General features: G+C 67.6%; 18 protein-coding genes. 12 read left to right on the forward strand and 6 right to left on the reverse strand.

What is annotated here, in order from left to right; all coding sequences use genetic code 11:
• Positions 1-16 precede the first annotated feature (16 nt).
• Positions 17-3,304: an AAA domain-containing protein gene (locus tag ACFYNU_RS19335; RefSeq protein ID WP_356590735.1), complete on the forward strand. Its 3,288-nt coding sequence runs from the start codon at positions 17-19 to the stop codon at positions 3,302-3,304.
• 63 nt (positions 3,305-3,367) lie between these two features.
• On the opposite strand, the gene ACFYNU_RS19340 is transcribed toward ACFYNU_RS19335, so the two are convergent.
• On the reverse strand, positions 3,368-5,509 hold the full coding sequence (locus ACFYNU_RS19340; protein WP_356590737.1) for a UvrD-helicase domain-containing protein: 2,142 nt from the start codon (positions 5,507-5,509) through the stop codon (positions 3,368-3,370).
• 32 nt (positions 5,510-5,541) lie between these two features.
• The gene (locus tag ACFYNU_RS19345; protein WP_356590739.1) at positions 5,542-7,002 is read right to left on the reverse strand and encodes a sigma-70 family RNA polymerase sigma factor; all 1,461 of its coding nucleotides are present in this window, start codon (positions 7,000-7,002) and stop codon (positions 5,542-5,544) included.
• 543 nt (positions 7,003-7,545) lie between these two features.
• On the opposite strand from ACFYNU_RS19345, the gene ACFYNU_RS19350 reads away from it, so the two are divergent.
• Genes ACFYNU_RS19350 through ACFYNU_RS19380 form a run of 7 tightly spaced genes read left to right on the forward strand, consistent with a single transcriptional unit; the run spans position 7,546 to position 12,546 of the window.
• Positions 7,546-7,785, forward strand: coding sequence for a hypothetical protein (locus ACFYNU_RS19350; RefSeq protein WP_356590741.1), 240 nt, complete (start codon positions 7,546-7,548; stop codon positions 7,783-7,785).
• Positions 7,786-7,791: 6 nt separating this feature from the next.
• Positions 7,792-8,184 (forward strand): hypothetical protein, encoded by a 393-nt coding sequence (locus tag ACFYNU_RS19355; RefSeq protein WP_356590743.1) that lies wholly within the window; start codon positions 7,792-7,794, stop codon positions 8,182-8,184.
• Positions 8,181-8,831 carry a hypothetical protein gene (locus ACFYNU_RS19360; RefSeq protein WP_356590745.1) on the forward strand — a complete coding sequence of 217 codons (651 nt, stop codon included), beginning with the start codon at positions 8,181-8,183 and terminating at the stop codon, positions 8,829-8,831. Before ACFYNU_RS19355 ends, ACFYNU_RS19360 begins: the two co-directional genes overlap by 4 nt.
• Before the next feature lie 54 nt (positions 8,832-8,885).
• Positions 8,886-9,287: a hypothetical protein gene (locus tag ACFYNU_RS19365; RefSeq protein WP_356590747.1), complete on the forward strand. Its 402-nt coding sequence runs from the start codon at positions 8,886-8,888 to the stop codon at positions 9,285-9,287.
• 40 nt (positions 9,288-9,327) lie between these two features.
• Positions 9,328-10,497 carry a DUF262 domain-containing protein gene (locus tag ACFYNU_RS19370; RefSeq protein WP_356590749.1) on the forward strand — a complete coding sequence of 390 codons (1,170 nt, stop codon included), beginning with the start codon at positions 9,328-9,330 and terminating at the stop codon, positions 10,495-10,497.
• Entirely contained in the window at positions 10,494-11,606 is a 1,113-nt protein-coding gene (locus ACFYNU_RS19375) for a DUF3696 domain-containing protein (RefSeq protein WP_356590751.1), read from the forward strand. Before ACFYNU_RS19370 ends, ACFYNU_RS19375 begins: the two co-directional genes overlap by 4 nt.
• The gene (locus ACFYNU_RS19380; RefSeq protein ID WP_356590753.1) at positions 11,584-12,546 is read left to right on the forward strand and encodes a hypothetical protein; all 963 of its coding nucleotides are present in this window, start codon (positions 11,584-11,586) and stop codon (positions 12,544-12,546) included. The genes ACFYNU_RS19375 and ACFYNU_RS19380 overlap by 23 nt, the downstream gene beginning before the upstream one ends.
• Before the next feature lie 81 nt (positions 12,547-12,627).
• On the opposite strand, the gene ACFYNU_RS19385 is transcribed toward ACFYNU_RS19380, so the two are convergent.
• Both ACFYNU_RS19385 and ACFYNU_RS19390 read right to left on the reverse strand, forming a co-directional pair.
• Positions 12,628-12,966, reverse strand: coding sequence for a hypothetical protein (locus tag ACFYNU_RS19385; RefSeq protein ID WP_356590755.1), 339 nt, complete (start codon positions 12,964-12,966; stop codon positions 12,628-12,630).
• Entirely contained in the window at positions 12,956-13,393 is a 438-nt protein-coding gene (locus ACFYNU_RS19390; protein WP_356590757.1) for an ATP-binding protein, read from the reverse strand. The genes ACFYNU_RS19385 and ACFYNU_RS19390 overlap by 11 nt, the downstream gene beginning before the upstream one ends.
• Before the next feature lie 338 nt (positions 13,394-13,731).
• Here ACFYNU_RS19390 and ACFYNU_RS19395 point away from each other — a divergent pair, with 338 nt between their 5' ends.
• Genes ACFYNU_RS19395 through ACFYNU_RS19410 form a run of 4 tightly spaced genes read left to right on the forward strand, consistent with a single transcriptional unit; the run spans position 13,732 to position 14,731 of the window.
• Entirely contained in the window at positions 13,732-13,947 is a 216-nt protein-coding gene (locus ACFYNU_RS19395; protein ID WP_356590963.1) for a helix-turn-helix domain-containing protein, read from the forward strand.
• Complete coding sequence (locus ACFYNU_RS19400) at positions 13,872-14,348, forward strand: DUF5753 domain-containing protein (RefSeq protein WP_356590759.1); 477 nt, start codon at positions 13,872-13,874, stop codon at positions 14,346-14,348. Before ACFYNU_RS19395 ends, ACFYNU_RS19400 begins: the two co-directional genes overlap by 76 nt.
• A 13-nt stretch (positions 14,349-14,361) precedes the next feature.
• Positions 14,362-14,532 carry a hypothetical protein gene (locus tag ACFYNU_RS19405; RefSeq protein ID WP_356590761.1) on the forward strand — a complete coding sequence of 57 codons (171 nt, stop codon included), beginning with the start codon at positions 14,362-14,364 and terminating at the stop codon, positions 14,530-14,532.
• Positions 14,516-14,731 (forward strand): DUF397 domain-containing protein, encoded by a 216-nt coding sequence (locus ACFYNU_RS19410; RefSeq protein ID WP_356590763.1) that lies wholly within the window; start codon positions 14,516-14,518, stop codon positions 14,729-14,731. Before ACFYNU_RS19405 ends, ACFYNU_RS19410 begins: the two co-directional genes overlap by 17 nt.
• A 10-nt stretch (positions 14,732-14,741) precedes the next feature.
• Here the strand turns inward: ACFYNU_RS19410 and ACFYNU_RS19415 are convergent, their stop codons facing one another.
• Together ACFYNU_RS19415 and ACFYNU_RS19420 are read right to left on the reverse strand one after the other, a co-directional pair.
• Positions 14,742-14,951 (reverse strand): hypothetical protein, encoded by a 210-nt coding sequence (locus ACFYNU_RS19415; protein WP_356590765.1) that lies wholly within the window; start codon positions 14,949-14,951, stop codon positions 14,742-14,744.
• A 111-nt stretch (positions 14,952-15,062) separates the two neighbouring features.
• On the reverse strand, positions 15,063-16,385 hold the full coding sequence (locus tag ACFYNU_RS19420) for a hypothetical protein (RefSeq protein WP_356590767.1): 1,323 nt from the start codon (positions 16,383-16,385) through the stop codon (positions 15,063-15,065).
• Positions 16,386-16,392: the final 7 nt, after the last annotated feature.

Below are 16,392 nucleotides of genomic sequence, written 5' to 3' on the forward strand. Positions count from 1 at the left end.
CGACAAACAGGGGGACGTGCAGGTGGGCTGGCGCGAGGAGATTGTCACGGCGCTTGGCGAGTGGATCAAGCTGGAAGGTGGTGCCGGCAAGCAGCCTCGCTGGCAGCGCGTCGGGCGGGCGTCCCGTACCGGGAACGCCGGCCAGTACGTCGTGGACCTTAGGGGTTCCGACATCGGGCCCGATCAGCTCGACAGCCTGCGACTGGCCGGACCCGAGCCCGACGGGATCGAGACGGACGGTTTCGTGGTCTCCGACCTGGTCCAGGACGGTTCCCTGCTGACCTTGCACGTGGCCGAGTTCGCGGACGTGGCCGACCCGCACCTGTGGATGCTGAAGCAGCCGCCCACCTTCCTTGTCGAGGCCCTGCGTGACGGCATTTCCGGCCTCGGGGAGCACCCTCTGGCGGCCGCCCTGGCGGCCGGCCGTATTGGCGGGGTGCCGGCGCACGAACCGGACCCGCCGGGATTCCACCCGGGGCAGAGTGACGCGTACCGGGCTTGTCTCGGTGAGGGTGTGCACCTGGTGTGGGGGCCTCCGGGCACCGGGAAGACGACCGTTCTGAAGCGCGCCATCGGCGACCTCCTGGCCAGGGGCGATCGGGTGTTGCTGGTGTCGGCCACGAATGTCGCCGTCGACAACGCGCTGCTGGGGGTGGTGCGGGCGAAGCGGCACGGCCCCGGGGACATCGTCCGGGTGGGGCCACCGCATCTGAGGGAGGTGGCGGAGGACGCTTCCGTATCGCTGCCCCTGATGGTCAAGGCACGCCTGGCGGATACGGCTCGCCGGCGTCGCGTCGTCGAAGCCGAACTCGTCGCGATCAAACACCGAGCCGTGCAACTCGCCTCAATGGATGGCGGTTTGACTGGATTTGACTCAGCTGCCTACTTCGCGGCGCTGAAGCTGCTCCGTACCCCCGGCGGGGATCTCGCGTCGGCGCGGTCACGGGAAGAGGCAGCTCGCCGGAGTCTGGCTGTCGCAAGGACGGCGCTGCAGGACGCCACGGCCGCGGCCCGGAGGGCTGTGGCGCTTGACAAGGCCGCCGAGTCGTCGCGGGAGCGGTGGCATCAGGTTGACCGTCTGTCCGAGCAGGTGGACCAGACGCGGAGAGCAGTTGAGCACCGCGAGGCCGCTGCGCTCCTGGCACAGGGCGCCTGCGATTCCCTGCGTCAGGAGTTGGCGGGTCTCGGGAGCCTGGGCGCGGTGAAGAAGTGGCGTCTGCGGGCGAAGCAGGGCGAGTTGGAGACGCTGCTGACCGACGCAGACAAGGCCGCCGCGCATGCGGCGCGGTCCGCGGCCGAGGCCCGCGCCACCGCCGATACCCACACCGCGGCCCTCGGTGTCCAGATCAACGCCCTGATCGCCGGCATCGCGCTCAGCCGGGAACAGACCGCTCACCTGGCGGTGGACGTCAACGTGCGGCGGGTGGAGCAGCAGCGGGCCGAGCAGCATTCTCATCTGTGTGAAGCGGACACGACGCGGGCAGAGAGGGCTGTGGAGTGCGCGGAGCGGGCTCACGATCTCACCGAGCATTGCGAACAGCGCGGCTGGCCCGCTCGGTTCGACCAGGCCCGTCGGCTACGCCCGACCGTGGCGGCCGACGCGTCCCGGAAGTCCGCGTTGGAGAAGGAGCACCAGCGAGTCCAAGAGGAGTACGAGCGTCTGGCGCGCGACGCCCAGAGTGAAATCGTCAAGGGTTCCAAGCTGGTTGCCACGACTCTGGCTCGATTCCGCACCAACCGGGCGGTCTTCGAGGGACCGTACGACATCGTCCTCGTGGACGAGGCGGGCGCGGCCACCCTGCCCGAAGTCCTGCTCGCCACAGGCAAGGCGGATCGGGCCGCGGTCCTTCTCGGGGACTTCATGCAGCTGGGCGCGGTCATCCCGGCGGAGTTGAAAAATCACGACCGCGCGGACATCACCCGCTGGCTGCTTCCCGACGTCTTCCAGCACTGCGGGATCACGGAGCCGTTGGAAGCCGGGGCCCATCCGGCTTGCGTCACGCTCACCCAGCAACACCGTTTCGGTCCTGCCGTGATGCGACTGGCCAACAGTCTCGCGTACGGCGGAGTGCTCGGCGGCAGCCGGACGCCGGTTCGCCCGGCGGACGACCCGGAGATCGTGCTGATCGACACGGACGGTCTGCACGAACTCGCCAGGGCCCATCTGACGGGAAGCCGCAGCGGCTGGTGGCCGGCGGGCTCGTTGATCGCGCGGGCCCTGGCCGAACTGCACAGCGAGCTGGGTGAGAAGACCGGCATCGTCACGCCCTACCGCGTTCAGGCCGAGGCCACTCTGGAGGCGCTGAGAGACGTTGAGGGCCCAGACGGGGGAGCCTTGGCGGAGGTCGGCACCACGCACAAGTTCCAGGGCCGGGAGTTCGACATCGTCGTCTTCGACACCGTGGAGGGCGGGGCGGGCTCCCGCGAGCTGTGGATGGCCGGCGCCCACCTCCGGCCCGCGGCGAGCAGTTGGCCCCGCGACGGTGTCCGCCTCTTCAATGTGGCTGTCACCCGAGTCAAGACGCGTCTGTATGTCATCGCCAGTGGCGAACGGGTCAAGAGCGCGAAGCCGGGAACCGCCCTGGCACAGCTCGCGGAGCTCATAGGTACGCAGCACGGCGTACGGGTCGTCCAGGCCAAGACCTTGATCACCCCGCCGACGGCACCGCCCACGTTCCGTGGGCCGTTCGGCACCGCGCTCGCCGACGTGCTGAGCCGGCATGTCGAGGTGACGGAGATCGACGACGAACGTGACTTCTACCGCACGTTCACCGAGGAGATCCGCCATGCACAGCGTTCGTTGTGGCTGTGGGCACCGTGGGTGGCGAAACGGGTCGGCTCCCTGCTGCCCGAGCTCCGTGCGGCAGCCGACCGAGGAGTACGGATCAATGTCTTCATCCGCGACGACACGGACCAACTCCAGAAGAAGCCGGCCAACCAGAAACTCATCGCCGACCTGCGAGCCGTCGCGCATGTGGTCGTACCGATGAATGTCATGCACCAGAAGATCGCCGTCATCGACGAGCGGACGGTCATGCTCGGCAGCCTCAATGTGCTTTCCCAGAGCTGGACCCGCGAGGTCATGCTGACAATGCGAGGCGCGTACTTCGCCCGGAAACTGTTGGCGCACGAACACGCGACGGTCTTCGCGGCTCCGCCCCGCTGCGGGCGCTGCGGCGGCGACGAGATCGAGATCCGCCGATGGAAGAGCGGATGGGTCTGGCGCTGTTACGCCTTCGCCTGCAAGACCACACCCAAGGGTGGTACGAACGCTTGGACCCAGAGTATCCGCGTGGGCCGCTGAGAGTGGGTCTGTCTTCCCGCTGTCGGGCCGGGTGTCGTTGTGCGGGAGCCGGTCGGGCAGGTGTCACGGTATCGAGGAGATGAAGTGGCTGGCTCGTCCGCTGTACGAGACATACAGGTCCTCGCGAGCGCGGGTGCACGCCACGAAGAGGAGACAGCGTTCGGTCAGCATGTCGGTCTGGTGCTGCAGATGGTCGATATCCTCGGCGGTGACGGCGGGGGCGAAGGGGAAGGTGCTGTGCGTCACCCCAACCACCGCGACGCAGCGGAATTCGAGTCCCTTCATGGCGTGCATGGTGGCAAGCCGTATGCCCTCGGAGTGAGAGCTGGGGGCGTTCTTAAGAAGGACTGCGGCCAGGCCGACGTGTTGCAGTCGGCTCTTGATCTTGTCGAGCGAGGCGTGGAAGCGCGCGGCGACCGCGATCTCGGACGGAGCCACTCCGCTCTTCACCCAGTCGCCGATCTTCCCCACCAGAGCCGTGAGCTCGGCGTCCTCTTGGTGGAATCGCCGGAGATCCGGTCGACGCCCGTGCAGGAGCGAGCGGTATCCGGCGAGTGAATCCGTGTCGTCGCCCGACAGCCCTGGGACGGCTTCCGCCTCCAGTACGCGAGCCGACCACCGGAGGATCTCCTCCGTGCTGCGGTAGTTGATGCGCAGTCGGCTGGAGCGGCCGCTCACCACGATGCCCAGTGAGCCCAGGGACACCCGGGAGTCGTAGATCCGCTGATGGGGATCGCCGGTGATGAAGAGGTCGTCCGGACCGGGCACGGCGGCTCCCCTCAGTACGCGCCATTGGACGGGGTGGAGATCCTGGGCCTCGTCGATCACGACATGCTGGTGACTCGCGGCGCCGGGGTCGAGCCGGAGGAGGCGCGCCGCTTCCGCGCACACCTGGAGGTAGGTCCGCCTGCCGTCCTCGTGGAGCCGGCGTTCGAACTCCTTGATCGCGTCCCATACGACGGATCGCTTGGCCGAACCGAGTGCGGTGCCGCGGCCTCGGCGTGACGCGGCCAGATACTGGTCGAGCGTGTTGATCGATTGAGCGAGGACCACGTGCCGGTACTCCTGCGAGAGGAACTGTTCGTTCCAATCCAGCCCGAGCTTTGTGACGACGGCCTGCCAGCGTGCGCGCTCCTCCGTGTCGTCGGCGAGTCTCGGTGCCTCGCCCGTGAGCCGTTGGACGGTCTGCCGCGCGTACGCGTCCACCGTTGTCACGTCCACCCGGCTCAGCAGTTCCTTGTCGTCCAGCAGTAGAGCCAGATTCTCCCGCAGGGAGCGGGCCAGCGCGGTGGTGTAGGTGGTGAGCAGCACCCTGCCGACGGAGCCCGGACGGTTTAGCAGATGCTTCACTCGATGGAGGGCGACCACGGTCTTTCCCGTACCGGGCCCGCCGGTCACCTGGGATGGCCCGCCGAAGGACGTACGGTAGGCGACTCTGCGCTGGGCGGGATGCAGGTAGACGCGCCACGCGGCGAACGGCTTGGACAGGATGTCCTGCAGTTCGGCCGCGCCCGTGACCAGCGTGATCCGGCTGGCCGTGTGCGAGATGGCAGTGGCGATGTCCTGCGGGTCGTACGGTCCCGGGTCTGCGGGACGCCGCAGGGCCACGACTTCCCGCCACACGGTTTCCTCGTCGAAACCCTCCGCGAGGAACTGGAGCACTTCGAACTGGTCCTCGGGGAAGAGCGACGCGAACGCTTCCAACTGTGGTTTGTCGATGACCGTACGAACAGCGGTGAGCGTGGTCGTGTCGATTCCCAGGTGTCCGAGGGCGCCGTCCGAGAAGCGATCGAAGAGACGCGTGGACGCGGTGGCAGCCGCCTCCTCCAGCACCGGGGTCAACTGCTCTATCGCGACCACGTTGCGAATCTCCAGGCCTCGGGTCGCCGTGTTCACCGTGAAGAGCCGCTTCGCCGCCCAGGAGTACGCCTTGTCGTGCGGGACGACGTTGACGAGGAGAAAGGTGTCACCTCCGTCGTCGGGGGCGAGCACGACGCCACGCCAGAAGTCGTTAATGCGGATCGTGCGCATTCGGGGGTCCCGCGCGTTCTCCACCGATTCGAGGTGAAGTCCTTTGTCGGCGTGGAGTTCCGCGGCCGAGAGCTGCTGGAATTTCGCCATCGCTTTGCGGACCCCGGCTCTCACCGGCTTCTCCAACTGCTCGTACCTGTCCCAGAAGGTGTTGGCGAAGGCGAGTTGCGGCACCGGCGGTCCCTTTCACGGCGTTCCGAAAGCGTTCAGCCTACGGGAGGAGCGAGCATGGCCTCACGCAGTCGTCTGGACGCGGCGTACTCCGGAAGTCGGCCCTCCGCGATGGCGGAGACGATCAGGGCACCGTCGGCACCGTCGGCACCGATCGCGCTCTGGAGGCCCCGGCGGCCGAGCCGTGTGCGAAGTCTGCCGGTGGCGAGGGCGAGATCACCGGGTGGAAGTTCGCTCCCGCCGTCCTCGGGATGAGCGGGTGAAGGGGGCGCTTCGGCCAACTCCGGTCGTCCTGCCGGTTGGTCCGCGAGCGACTTCCGCTGCCGCGCCAGCTCCCCTCGCAGTCGGCGCCTCGCCTTCGTCTCGACCTGCCGAATGCGCTCGCGCGTGACTCCGTAGGAGACACCGATCTCCTCCAGTGTCTGCTTCTCGCCGTCCACCAAACCGGCCCTGCGGCGCATGATGTCGGCCGACTTGGCGTCGAGGGTGCTGAGCAGCCGCTGTTCGATGTCCGCCCGTGACCACTGGCGGAGCAGCACCTCCTCAGGCCCCGATACCGGTCGGTCGTACGAGAGGGCGTCACCCAGGTTCGCTCCCTCGAAGAGCTGGCGGTCGAGTGAGTCGGTGACTCGACTGACCCGCAGAATTTCCTCCGCCCGTGTCACCGTCAGGCCGGCGGCCGCCGCCAGATCGCCCGCCGTGACCCTCCCGCCCTGCGACCGCAGCCTCGCTGTCGCGCCGGCGACCTTGCGCATCTCTTCGTGGAAGTAGACAGGAACGCGGATGGCGCTGCCGAAGTCGGCCAAGGCGCGCGACAGTGCCTGTCGTACCCAGGCGTACGCGTAGCTCGAGAATCTGAGGCGGCGACTGATGTCGAACTTGCAGACCGCGTGTATCAGTCCCAGCACTTCATGTTGGAACAGGTCGTGGTACTCAAGGCCCTGATCCGCGTACTTCTTGCACAATTCATGCACCAGGCGGGTGTTGTGCTCGACCAGAGCCTCGTACGCGCGCCGCCGCACGCAACCCGGTTCCAGCGCTGCCAGCTCCGCTTCCGCGACAGATTCTCCCGCCCTGTCGGGCCCGCCCCGCATCAGTACGGCCAGGCCGGTCGCCTCGTCATCGGAGAGCAGCCGCGTTTCACCGGGGCGTGCGGAGTGCCGCCGTTCGGCGAGCAGCCGCTGGGCGGCCGCCACCGCGAGGGACAACTCCGCCGCCGTGTGCGGTCGGCGCTCCGTCTCCGGCGAGGCTGTGGCCGATACGGTCTCCGGATCGAGGTCCGTTCCGGAGTCTTCCGGCGCCGAGACACCTTCGCCGTACGCGTCGTCGTCAGACGTCGGGTCGGGTACAGGCCCGGTGGCCAGCCGCCCGGAGAGCCGGTCCCGCTCCTCGTCGGTCAGCCCGCAGAGCCGGGCCACTCCCGCCACCACCCGGACGAGGGCCGGACCCACCGCCCGTACCGCCGGGCGAGATCCGCCGCTGTTTCGACGCGCCATCCGACGACGGACACCGCGTCCGGCGCCGGAGAGGTGGGCGGTACGGGATCGACCTCGTCTGGTATCGGAGCGGCGACAGCGGGTCGAGGGACCTGCCTCGGCGGCACCACAGGCCCTACAGGCACAGACGGCACCACTGCGACCACACGCCTTGCGGGCGCTGGCGGCACCACCGGTGCCGCCACGCGTAACCCGAGCCCACGCAGGGCCTGTTCAACAGAACGAGCCCGCCGTCCGGCACCGGTCTGCCGGCATCCGCGGGGATCTGGACCGCAGCTTCCAGAAGGACCGGCTGCACGTACGTACCGGCCCTGTCATGGCTCCGCGCTTCATCCTCCTGCACGACCTCGCCCATCTGCTGATCCGTCAGCTCTCGTTCGACTCGGGCTACACCACCGCCAGGCTGCGTGAGCGCGTGTACGCACGGGAGGATCAGGCGCAGCCGGACTTCTCGTCTACACGGCGGCGGGTGACGCGGCGGGGACGCTGGGCGGTCTGGTCCAGCAGCGGGAGCCGCCGCTCCTCGCGGAGACTCTCCTGCGCATGGTCGAGGCCCCCGCCTGGTGTTCCGCCGACCCCCTCTTCGCCGAGCACGCGGGTCAGGGTTACGGCAACCTCAACCGGGGTGCGTGCCACGCCTGCGCGCTGCTGCCCGAAACGAGCTGTGAGACCGGCAACACACTGCTGGACAGGGTGCTGGTGATCGGCGGGGACGGGGTGCCCGGCTACTTCCAGGACGTGGTCACGGAAGCCCGCGCGGCGGCGGCAGGCCTGGAGGAGTAAACACTTATGGCGCTCGACCATCTGACCCTGGCCCCGGACCAGCGGTCCCTTCTCGCCGGGATGCCGTTCGACGGCCACCACCTGGTCAACGGCCCGCCCGGCTCCGGGAAGAGTGCCCTCGCCGTGCAGCGCGCGGTGATGCTCGCACTCACCGGTGAGCCGGTCGCCCTCCTCACCCGCTCGAACCTGCTGCGCCAGTCCCTCGAACCGGAGGCCGTGGCCCTCGGTCCGGACGAGGGCCTGACGGTGTCGACGGTCCACCGCTGGCTGCACACCTGGCACCGCTCGGTCGCCGGTGACCCCGCCCCCCCCCAGACCGAGGACGGCTGGTTCGACTGGCCCGCGGTCCTCCAACAGGCCACCCTCGGACCACAGACGGGGCGGGCCTCCTCCTCGTGATCGACGAAGGCCAGGACCTGCCGGGCGACTTCTACCGGCTGTGTCGTCTGCTCGGTGCCCGCATTGCCGTCTTCGCCGACGAGTGCCAGCGCATCACAGACACGCAGTCCACTCTCGCCGAGAACGCCTCGCGCCTGACGGCTCCCCGCCGTTATGACCTGGGGGGCAACCACCGCAACTCCCGCCCGGTAGCGGCTCTGGCGGCCCACTTCCATGTCGGGACGGCACCGCCACCGCTGCCCGAACGGGACGGTCCGGCATCCTCGTTGCACCGGTGCGGCCGGGCGGCCGAGGTCGCCGACCACATCGTGGAGCACACCCGTCATCACCCCGAGCACCGGACCGGCGTCGTTCTCCGTTACACAGCGCACCAGTTGGACCTGCTCGCGCGACTGGAGCGCCGGCTCCCCACCGGACGCGTCAGGACGTACGTCGGAAAGGCGGCGGCAGGCCGTTACCGCACACTCGATCTCGTACGCCCCGGAGTCGCCCTGCTCACTCGCGCGAGCGCCAAGGGCCTGGACTTCGACACGATCTTCGTACCCGACACCCGCCAGGAGCTGTACCTCGGTTACGCGGGCGAGGGCGAGCTGCCGCTGTTGAAGGCGGTCGACCCAGACGTCCTCACGCGTGTTGACTCCCCATGAATTCACTGTTACGCTTTTCACTGTCACAAATTGGCTAGTGAAAGTGGGTAGAGAGTGAGTCGTACGATCCGTATCGACGACGAGGTTTTCGCGGCTCTTCAGGGATACGCGGAACCGCTCGTCGACACACCCAACAGCATCCTTCGGAAGGTGTTGGGAGTAGGCGGCCCGGCGGCCACAGTCGAGGACGACCAGGGCGAGGAGGGGTTCCCGCAGTCCGGTCTGGCCCCCCAGCTGGCGGCCGGCAAGCTGCACGTCGGTCAACGGCTCGTCTGGAAGCGCCGCAACCTTCAGCGGGAGCACGTGGCCGAGGTGCTGGCCAACGGCAACCTGAGAGTCGAGGGTTGGCGGGTCTTCGGTACACCCTCGCGCGCGGCCACCGTGCTGGCGGGCAACCAGCAGAACGGACTTCACGTGTGGTGCACCGAGGACGGGACCAGGCTCGAAGATCTCTGACCGGGTCCGGCTCGTCGGGCACCCCGATACGATCGGGCGCATGACGACCCCGGAGGGCCAAGAGCCGCCCAAGATTACGGAGGAGTACTTCCTCGACACCCCCACCGGTGTGGAATCGGAGGCGGGGACCGATGACGAGCTCCCTGACATCGCCCGTCCCTGGAACCCCGAGCAGATCAGGGTCAACACCCGGCAGTTCTCGCTGCGCAACGCCCTGGACATGATCGACGACGACTCTCTGGAGCTCGCGCCCGACTTCCAGCGCGGGCGGGTCTGGAAGCTGGTGCAGAAGTCCCGTCTGATCGAGTCGGTCCTCCTTCAGATTCCGCTGCCCGCCTTCTACTTCGCCGAGGACACGGACGGGTACATGCGGGTGGTCGACGGCCTTCAGCGTCTGTCGACCATCCATGACTTCGTCAGAGGAGGAGCGGAGTCCGGCTTCGCCCTGAAGGGGGTCGAATACCTGCAGACCGCGGTGGAGGGAAAACGGTTCGAAGACCTTCCCGCGCCGTGGAAGCGCCGGATCAACAACGCCCAGATCGTCGCGCACGTCATCGACCCCACCACGCCGCCCGATGTCATGTACGACATCTTCAAGCGCATCAACACCGGTGGCACCCCCCTCAACGCGCAGGAGATCCGGCACTGCATGAGCCGGGACCGCAGCCGCGAGATCCTCAAGACGATGACGGCCACCGAGGCTTTCAACAGGGCGACGAACGGCATGGGCGGGCATATCCGCATGAACGACCGGGAGATGGCCCTGCGCTTCGCCGGCTTTTGGCTGCTCGGTGCGCAGGCGTACGCGAGGTACGCGGCCATGGACCCGTTCCTGCAGCGCACCACGTCCCTGCTGGACACGCCTGACGAGGTGCCCGTCGAGAAGGTCGACGAGCTGGTGGCAGCCTTCGAGAAGGCCATGGAGAACGCCTGGCTGCTCTTTGACGACCAGGCTTTCCGTAAGTGGCCGTGGGGAAGCACGGGCAAGAACCCTATCAATCGGGCCCTGTTCGAGGCGTGGTCCATCACTCTCGCCGACTACGACCGGGACGACCTCGCCGCACGCAGTGGAGCCATCGTGGCGGCGGCGCGCGAGAACATGAGCCATGACCGGGGCTTCATGGAGGCGATCACCTCGTCCACGGGTGACGCCGGCCGTGTCCGCTACCGGTTCGAGGCCGTCAGGCGTTTCACCGAGGCCGGCAAATGATCACTTCGCTGGGCATTCGCCACTTCAAGCGCTTTGCCGAGGCGTCGTTCGAATTCAGACGGCTCACCGTCCTGACCGGCCTCAACGGCACCGGCAAGAGCACCACCATCCAGGCCCTGTTGCTCGCCCGGCAACTGGCAGACGGAAGCAGCAGCCCGGTGGCGCGTCTGAACGGCCCGTACGGGCTCGCGCTGGGCGAGGCGCAGGAGGTCCAGCACCCCGACGCGCCCGACTCCCGCATCGAGGTCCGGCTCGAAAGTGACGAGCTGAACGTCCCGAGCATCCTGACCTTCGAAGTGCCGGACGAACAGGCGCTGTACCTGGAACCGGTGGGGCGCCGTGGAGTTTCCCTTCCGGAGATGAGCGGGAGGGGGAGCGCTTTCACGTATCTGTGCGCGGAGAGACTCGGGCCACGGGACCAACTGGGCGTATCCGCCGAGCACCCTGACGCGATCGGCGTGGGCACACAGGGCGAGTACACCGCACAGGTTCTCGCCCTCCACACGAGCCGGACGGTACGCGAGGAGCTGCGGCACCCCGACACCGAGGCCACGCACGGGGTCACCATCCTCCGTACCCAGGTGGAGACGTGGGCTTCCGACATCATCCGGCCCATCAAGATCACGGCGCAGTCACCCCCCGGCATCACGGCGAGCACGATCCGCTTCCAGGAGCCGGGCCTCCTCGGCGAGGCGATCCGCCCCACCAACATGGGGTTCGGCTTCTCCTACGCCCTGCCGATCATCGTGGCCGGCCTGCTGACCCGCCCCGGAGACCTCCTGATCGTGGAGAATCCCGAAGCGCATCTGCATCCCGGGGGCCAGTCGAAACTCGGGCGGTTCCTGGCGCGGGTCGCCGGCGCCGGCACACAGGTGATCGTGGAGACGCACAGCGATCACGTACTGAACGGCGCCCGACTCGCCGTCGCGGAGGAAGGGGTGCTGGACCCCGGCGACGCGATCATCCAGTACTTCGGCGAATCGGACATCGGCGTGACCCCGATCGGGTTCACCGAGCGGGGCGAGCTGACCGAGTGGCCGCAGGGCTTCTTCGACCAGATGCGGAGCGACTTGGGGAGGCTGGCGCGTGCCAGACGCGGGGGGAGATGAGCCGTACCGGTTCGTCGTCGACGAATCGTCCTTCGAGCTGGGTGAGTTGACGGGGGACCAGCTCGCTGAGTTACTCCACCCGTTCAACACCACGCTGGCGGACCTGCTCGAACAGAGCCACAAGGTCGCCGTGTCGCCCTTCTGGAGCGAAACGCAGTGCGGACCGGACGGCCGCGAACTGCACGACGTTCTCTATGCCAGCCGCGATCCGCGCGGGTACGACGAGCGGCTGCTGATGGGTTCACTCATGGACCGTTGCCCGTCCTGGGACACCGGGCTCCCCGGCCTCACGGACCGGGTGGCTGTCGGCGAAGACCCGATCGAGCCGGCCTGGTCGTTGGGGTACGCGCTGTTGCAGGGCACGCGAGGACACCATGTCGGATGCCTGGTACTTCCCTCGGCGGTGCGGCGCGGCTGGCGTTCGGCGTCCGGAACGGGCGCGGAGTCCGAGGTCTTCTTCTTCGCGGAGACCGGCACAGTTCCCGATTTCTGGCGAGGGCTGTTCGCCCGCGAGAACGTGCCGCAGTCCGAATTCTTCAGCCGGACGCACGCGGCCTTTCCGGAGCTTGTCTTCGCCGATTCGCTCACCTTCCGCAAGTTCGACGGGGGGTATCGGGATCTCCGCGAGTGGGTGGTCCGGGCGCTGACCGTGATACACGACCACTTCGCGGCGGCCTGGACGGAACACGAGGGCAACGGTCACCTGGTACAGCAGGTGCTCGGCAGCCACGGGCTCGACCTCTCGCCCGAAAGCACCAACACCCGCGCCAACAAGAGCGTCATGAGGCAACGCGAGGTCTCCCACGACGGAGAGGGCTACCTGTGCGAGTGGCACGCCAAACAGCACCCGGCGCGGAATCGAGTCCATTTCAGCCTGCCTGACCCCCGGCTGGGCGACCGCATTCTGGTGGGCATCTTCGTGGACCATCTGGACACGTGACGGCGGCGGCGGTGGTGGGCGGCCGCGGGGACGGCCCGCCCCGCGCACGGGTGTCGGTGCGAGCCCGTGCCGACACCCGTGCTACGCACGCCCGTTGTCGGCCCTTCCCGCCGGTCGCCGGATCCACCTCGCGAGCAGGCGACCCGTCGCGCGAACGGAGCCGCGCGCGGGCGGCCCGTCCCGGGTGACCTCGGCTGGCGGTGGTCCGGTGGGCCGGGGTTCGGGAGGGGCGACTGTTACGAGAGCGGTGGCCGGCAGACGTACGGGGAACCCGGTCCGGAAGGCGAGTACCACCGCCAGGCCACCGGTCGCGTACCGCTCCACGCGGCTGCCGGTGACCTCGCGCCGGACGCCGTCCAGCGCGACGTGATCGCCGGGCACCACGCGGAACGCCCACTGCAACCGCTCGTCAGCAGCCATGATCCGGAGTGCTGTCGGGGAGCGAGATCATCGCCCAGACCATTCTTCCCGGCCCCTGACGCGCGCTCACGCCCCAGCTCTCCGCGAGGGCCGCGACGAGGACGAGCCCCCGCCCGTCGGTGGAGTCCGGGGCCGGTTCGCGGGGCACGGGCGGGTTCTCCGAGGCGTCGTGCACCTCGATCCGCGGCCCGTCCGGCCCCGGGACGTAGTGAGTCTCGATCTCCCGGCCGCGGGAGACCCGGGCGTGCCGGACGGCGTTGGTGGGCAGTTCGGAGAGGACGAGGGTCGCGGATTCCTCCAAGTCGGACAATCCCCACCGCCCGAGGGCCTTGCGCAGTTCGAGCCGGGCCAACCCGACGCAGCTCGGGTGCTGGCTCCAGCGCAGGACGACGGGGCGGAACTGGTTGGTGTCCGGGAGATTCGGCATCAGGCCGCTCCCGGGAGGTGACACGTGTCCGGATTGACGCCAAAAGCGCCCCGGAGAAAGGGAGATGGGGAATTCGACGGTGCCGGGAAGGGCGGGGCGATAAACTCCGCCATTGTCGGAGGGGCTCCTGTTGCGCTTCGGCCACGCCCCCGGACGTTGCAGCGTCGCGGGGGTCTTGCGTGCGGCGGTCTTTTCGGTGTGGAATCACCTTCGCCGAGGACCGGGTGACCGTACATATCCGGGCTGTCACCAAATGCCCTGTGTGGACAGGGAGTTAAACGAAATCGGGTTCGACCGAAGTGGAGCTCAACAGCGAATCAGGCAAGGTCACACCGCGTGTGAAGCTGGGCAAGCGGCTGCGCAGACTGCGGGAGCGGAGGGGGCTGTCGTTGCGTCAACTCTCCGAACAGGTGGGCGGCTATTCGCACAGCTATCTCGGTCGGGTGGAGTTGGGGAGCAGCTTCCGTCGGAGGCGCTGGTGGACGCGCTGGACGAGTTCTTCGACTCGGATGGGGTGCTGGGTGAGCTGCTGGAGTTGGCGCACGAGTCGGTGATCTCCGACTACAGTCGGACGTTCGTGAGTAGGGAGTCGCAGGCGGAACGGATTCAGGTTTTCACGAGCAGCCATATCCCGGGACTTCTGCAGACCGAGGACTACGCCCGCGAGTTGTTCCGGAAGGCACTTCCTGGTGAATCCGAAGGGAAGTTGAGCGAGCGTGTGGCTGCCAGGATCCGGAGGCAGCGCATCTTTGAGCGTGCAGTCGCGCTCCCCTATTGGGCAATCATGGATGAGGCGGCTCTGAAGCGACCGCTGCGGGACTCGCAGTACATGGTTGAACAATTGGGGCATATCGCCCAGTTTGCTATGTGCCCGTGTATCGAGATCCAGGTGATCCCTTTCGTGATGGGCGGCCACCCCATGCTCGGCGGAAGCTTGACCTTGATGACCCCTTAAAGAGGGCGGGACGATGGCCTTGGTCGAGAGCTTCGACTCGGGAGAGGCAGTAGAGTCCACGCGGAGGGTGGTTGAGCTCACCGAGCGCTTTGACCTGGCCCGTTCGTTGGCTCTGACGGGCGACGACTCGCTGGACCTGGTGCGTAAATACCTGAAAGGTTACGAAGATGAATGTGATTCCTGATGCTTCTGCTCTGACCGCTTGGCGCAAGTCGAGTTACAGCGAGAACGGAGGCGGCGGGTGTGTTGAGGTGTCCGACGGGTACGCCTCCGGTGTACCCGTCCGTGACGGCAAGATCCCGCACGGCCCCGCCGTGATTTTCCCCGTTGCCGGTTGGTCATCGTTTGTCTCAGCGGTCAAGGGTGGCCAGCCGCTCTCCTGAGCTCGACAGTTCAGGTCTTGGTGTTTGTCAGGTGCGGGCCGATGTAACCCACGTAAACCAGGCCCGTGCCCGGCCCGTCGTCGTAGAAGTGCAGGCGAGGCGAGACGGTGTTGCCGCCGCCGATACGGATGTGGGCTTCCATGTACACCCCACCCGCCGGGTCCACCGTGAGCGGTACGGGGAAGGTGCGTTCCTTGCGCCAGGCACCGCGGTTCCCCACAGAGTCGGACTCCTTCATCTTCACTTTGCCGGCCGAGAAGGGGTACGCCTCGTTGGGCGGTCGGGAGCACCAGGAGCGGAAGTCTCCGCTCGCTGTGCCGGACGCCGAAGCCTAGGCGTAGTCCTGGAGGGCGAGAAGCGCGTCCCACGCGGTCTCGACCCAGTTGCCCACGGACTGGTCGTCAAGGTCGCGCGTGTGCCTTTCGTTGCCGGTAAACACAAGGTGCGGAAACCCCGAGAATCGCCCCAGCAGTTCGGTGAAGGACACCGGGCGGTTGCTGGTGTCCTCGCCGGGCGCATGGGCCAACTCGTACTGGCCCATCTTCTCCAGGCTGACCTGGAGGGCCCTCACCTGACGGCGGAGACGACGCAGCTCGGTCTCCAATTGCTCGTTCTCGCCGCGTAGTTCGTCCTCGCGGCCTTCGGTCTGTTTCAGCTCGGTGCGCAGTCCGCTGATCTCGTCGGCGCGAATGGCCTCGGTCTGCTCGGCCTCCCCGAGCATGGCCGTCAGGGTCTCGTTGTCGGCCCGCAGCTTCTCGATCTCCGTCCCTTGGACTGTCGGCCTGGGGCGGGTTCGCTGGACGGGAAGAGTGTCGAGCGGAGCGGGCAAGGGCTGCCGCAGGGCGAGCCGTTGGGGGAGCGAGGCGAGCACTGACGCTGCCCTGGAAGGATTCGCCTCGATGGTGGACCGTGGCATCACCGGATGCCGCTGGGCGTCGGGCTTCCACGCGAGATCGATACCGGGCAGGTAGGTACGGATTCCACCGCCGAAGACCGGGTGGTACTCCAACTCCCTGTTGAACGCGGGCAGCGCCTCGGGAGTGAGGACGTAGAGGATTGCGAGCCCAGGGAGGTGGGCGAATGCCTTGTCGACGACCTCTTTTGTCCACTTGGCAGTGTCCCGACCGTGCGGCACGGTCGCCACGACGATTGGGAGACGGCGATCCGCATCGCAGAGCTCTTCTATGACTTCGGGGATGTCGGCCGGTTCTATAAAGTACGGCGTCGCGGTGACGTCCGCGAGACCGTCCTGGGCCGCCAGTGAGTCGAGGAGCAGCTTCGCGATCTTCGGAGTGTTGGCACGGGTGGGGAACTGATCGGGAGAGGCAGGGCGATGCTCGACGTCGAGCTGTATCCACGTCCGGCGTTCGTCCTCACAGTGATCGGACCGAACGACCAGGGTGGACTGCCAGGTGCCGCCGTTGCCGAGTCGCGTCTCGCGTAACCGCCAGCGCTTGTAGGCACCTTGTTGGCCAGATGTCTCGTCGTGGTCGAGCGTGACGCCGACGGCTATCTCGTTGCGCCCCTCGTCCAGCGCGGACGTGTTGTACCGCTTGCCGGTCAGCCAGTCGTAGAGCTGCCGTTCGGCGTTGGCGGAGGCGGCGACGTAGTCCTGCGAGGTCGAGACGACCATCCTGTAGCTACGGGGTTCCATGGCGGTC

It is taken from the genome of Streptomyces sp. NPDC006643 (assembly GCF_042870175.1).
Classification (GTDB): Bacteria; Actinomycetota; Actinomycetes; order Streptomycetales; family Streptomycetaceae; genus Streptomyces.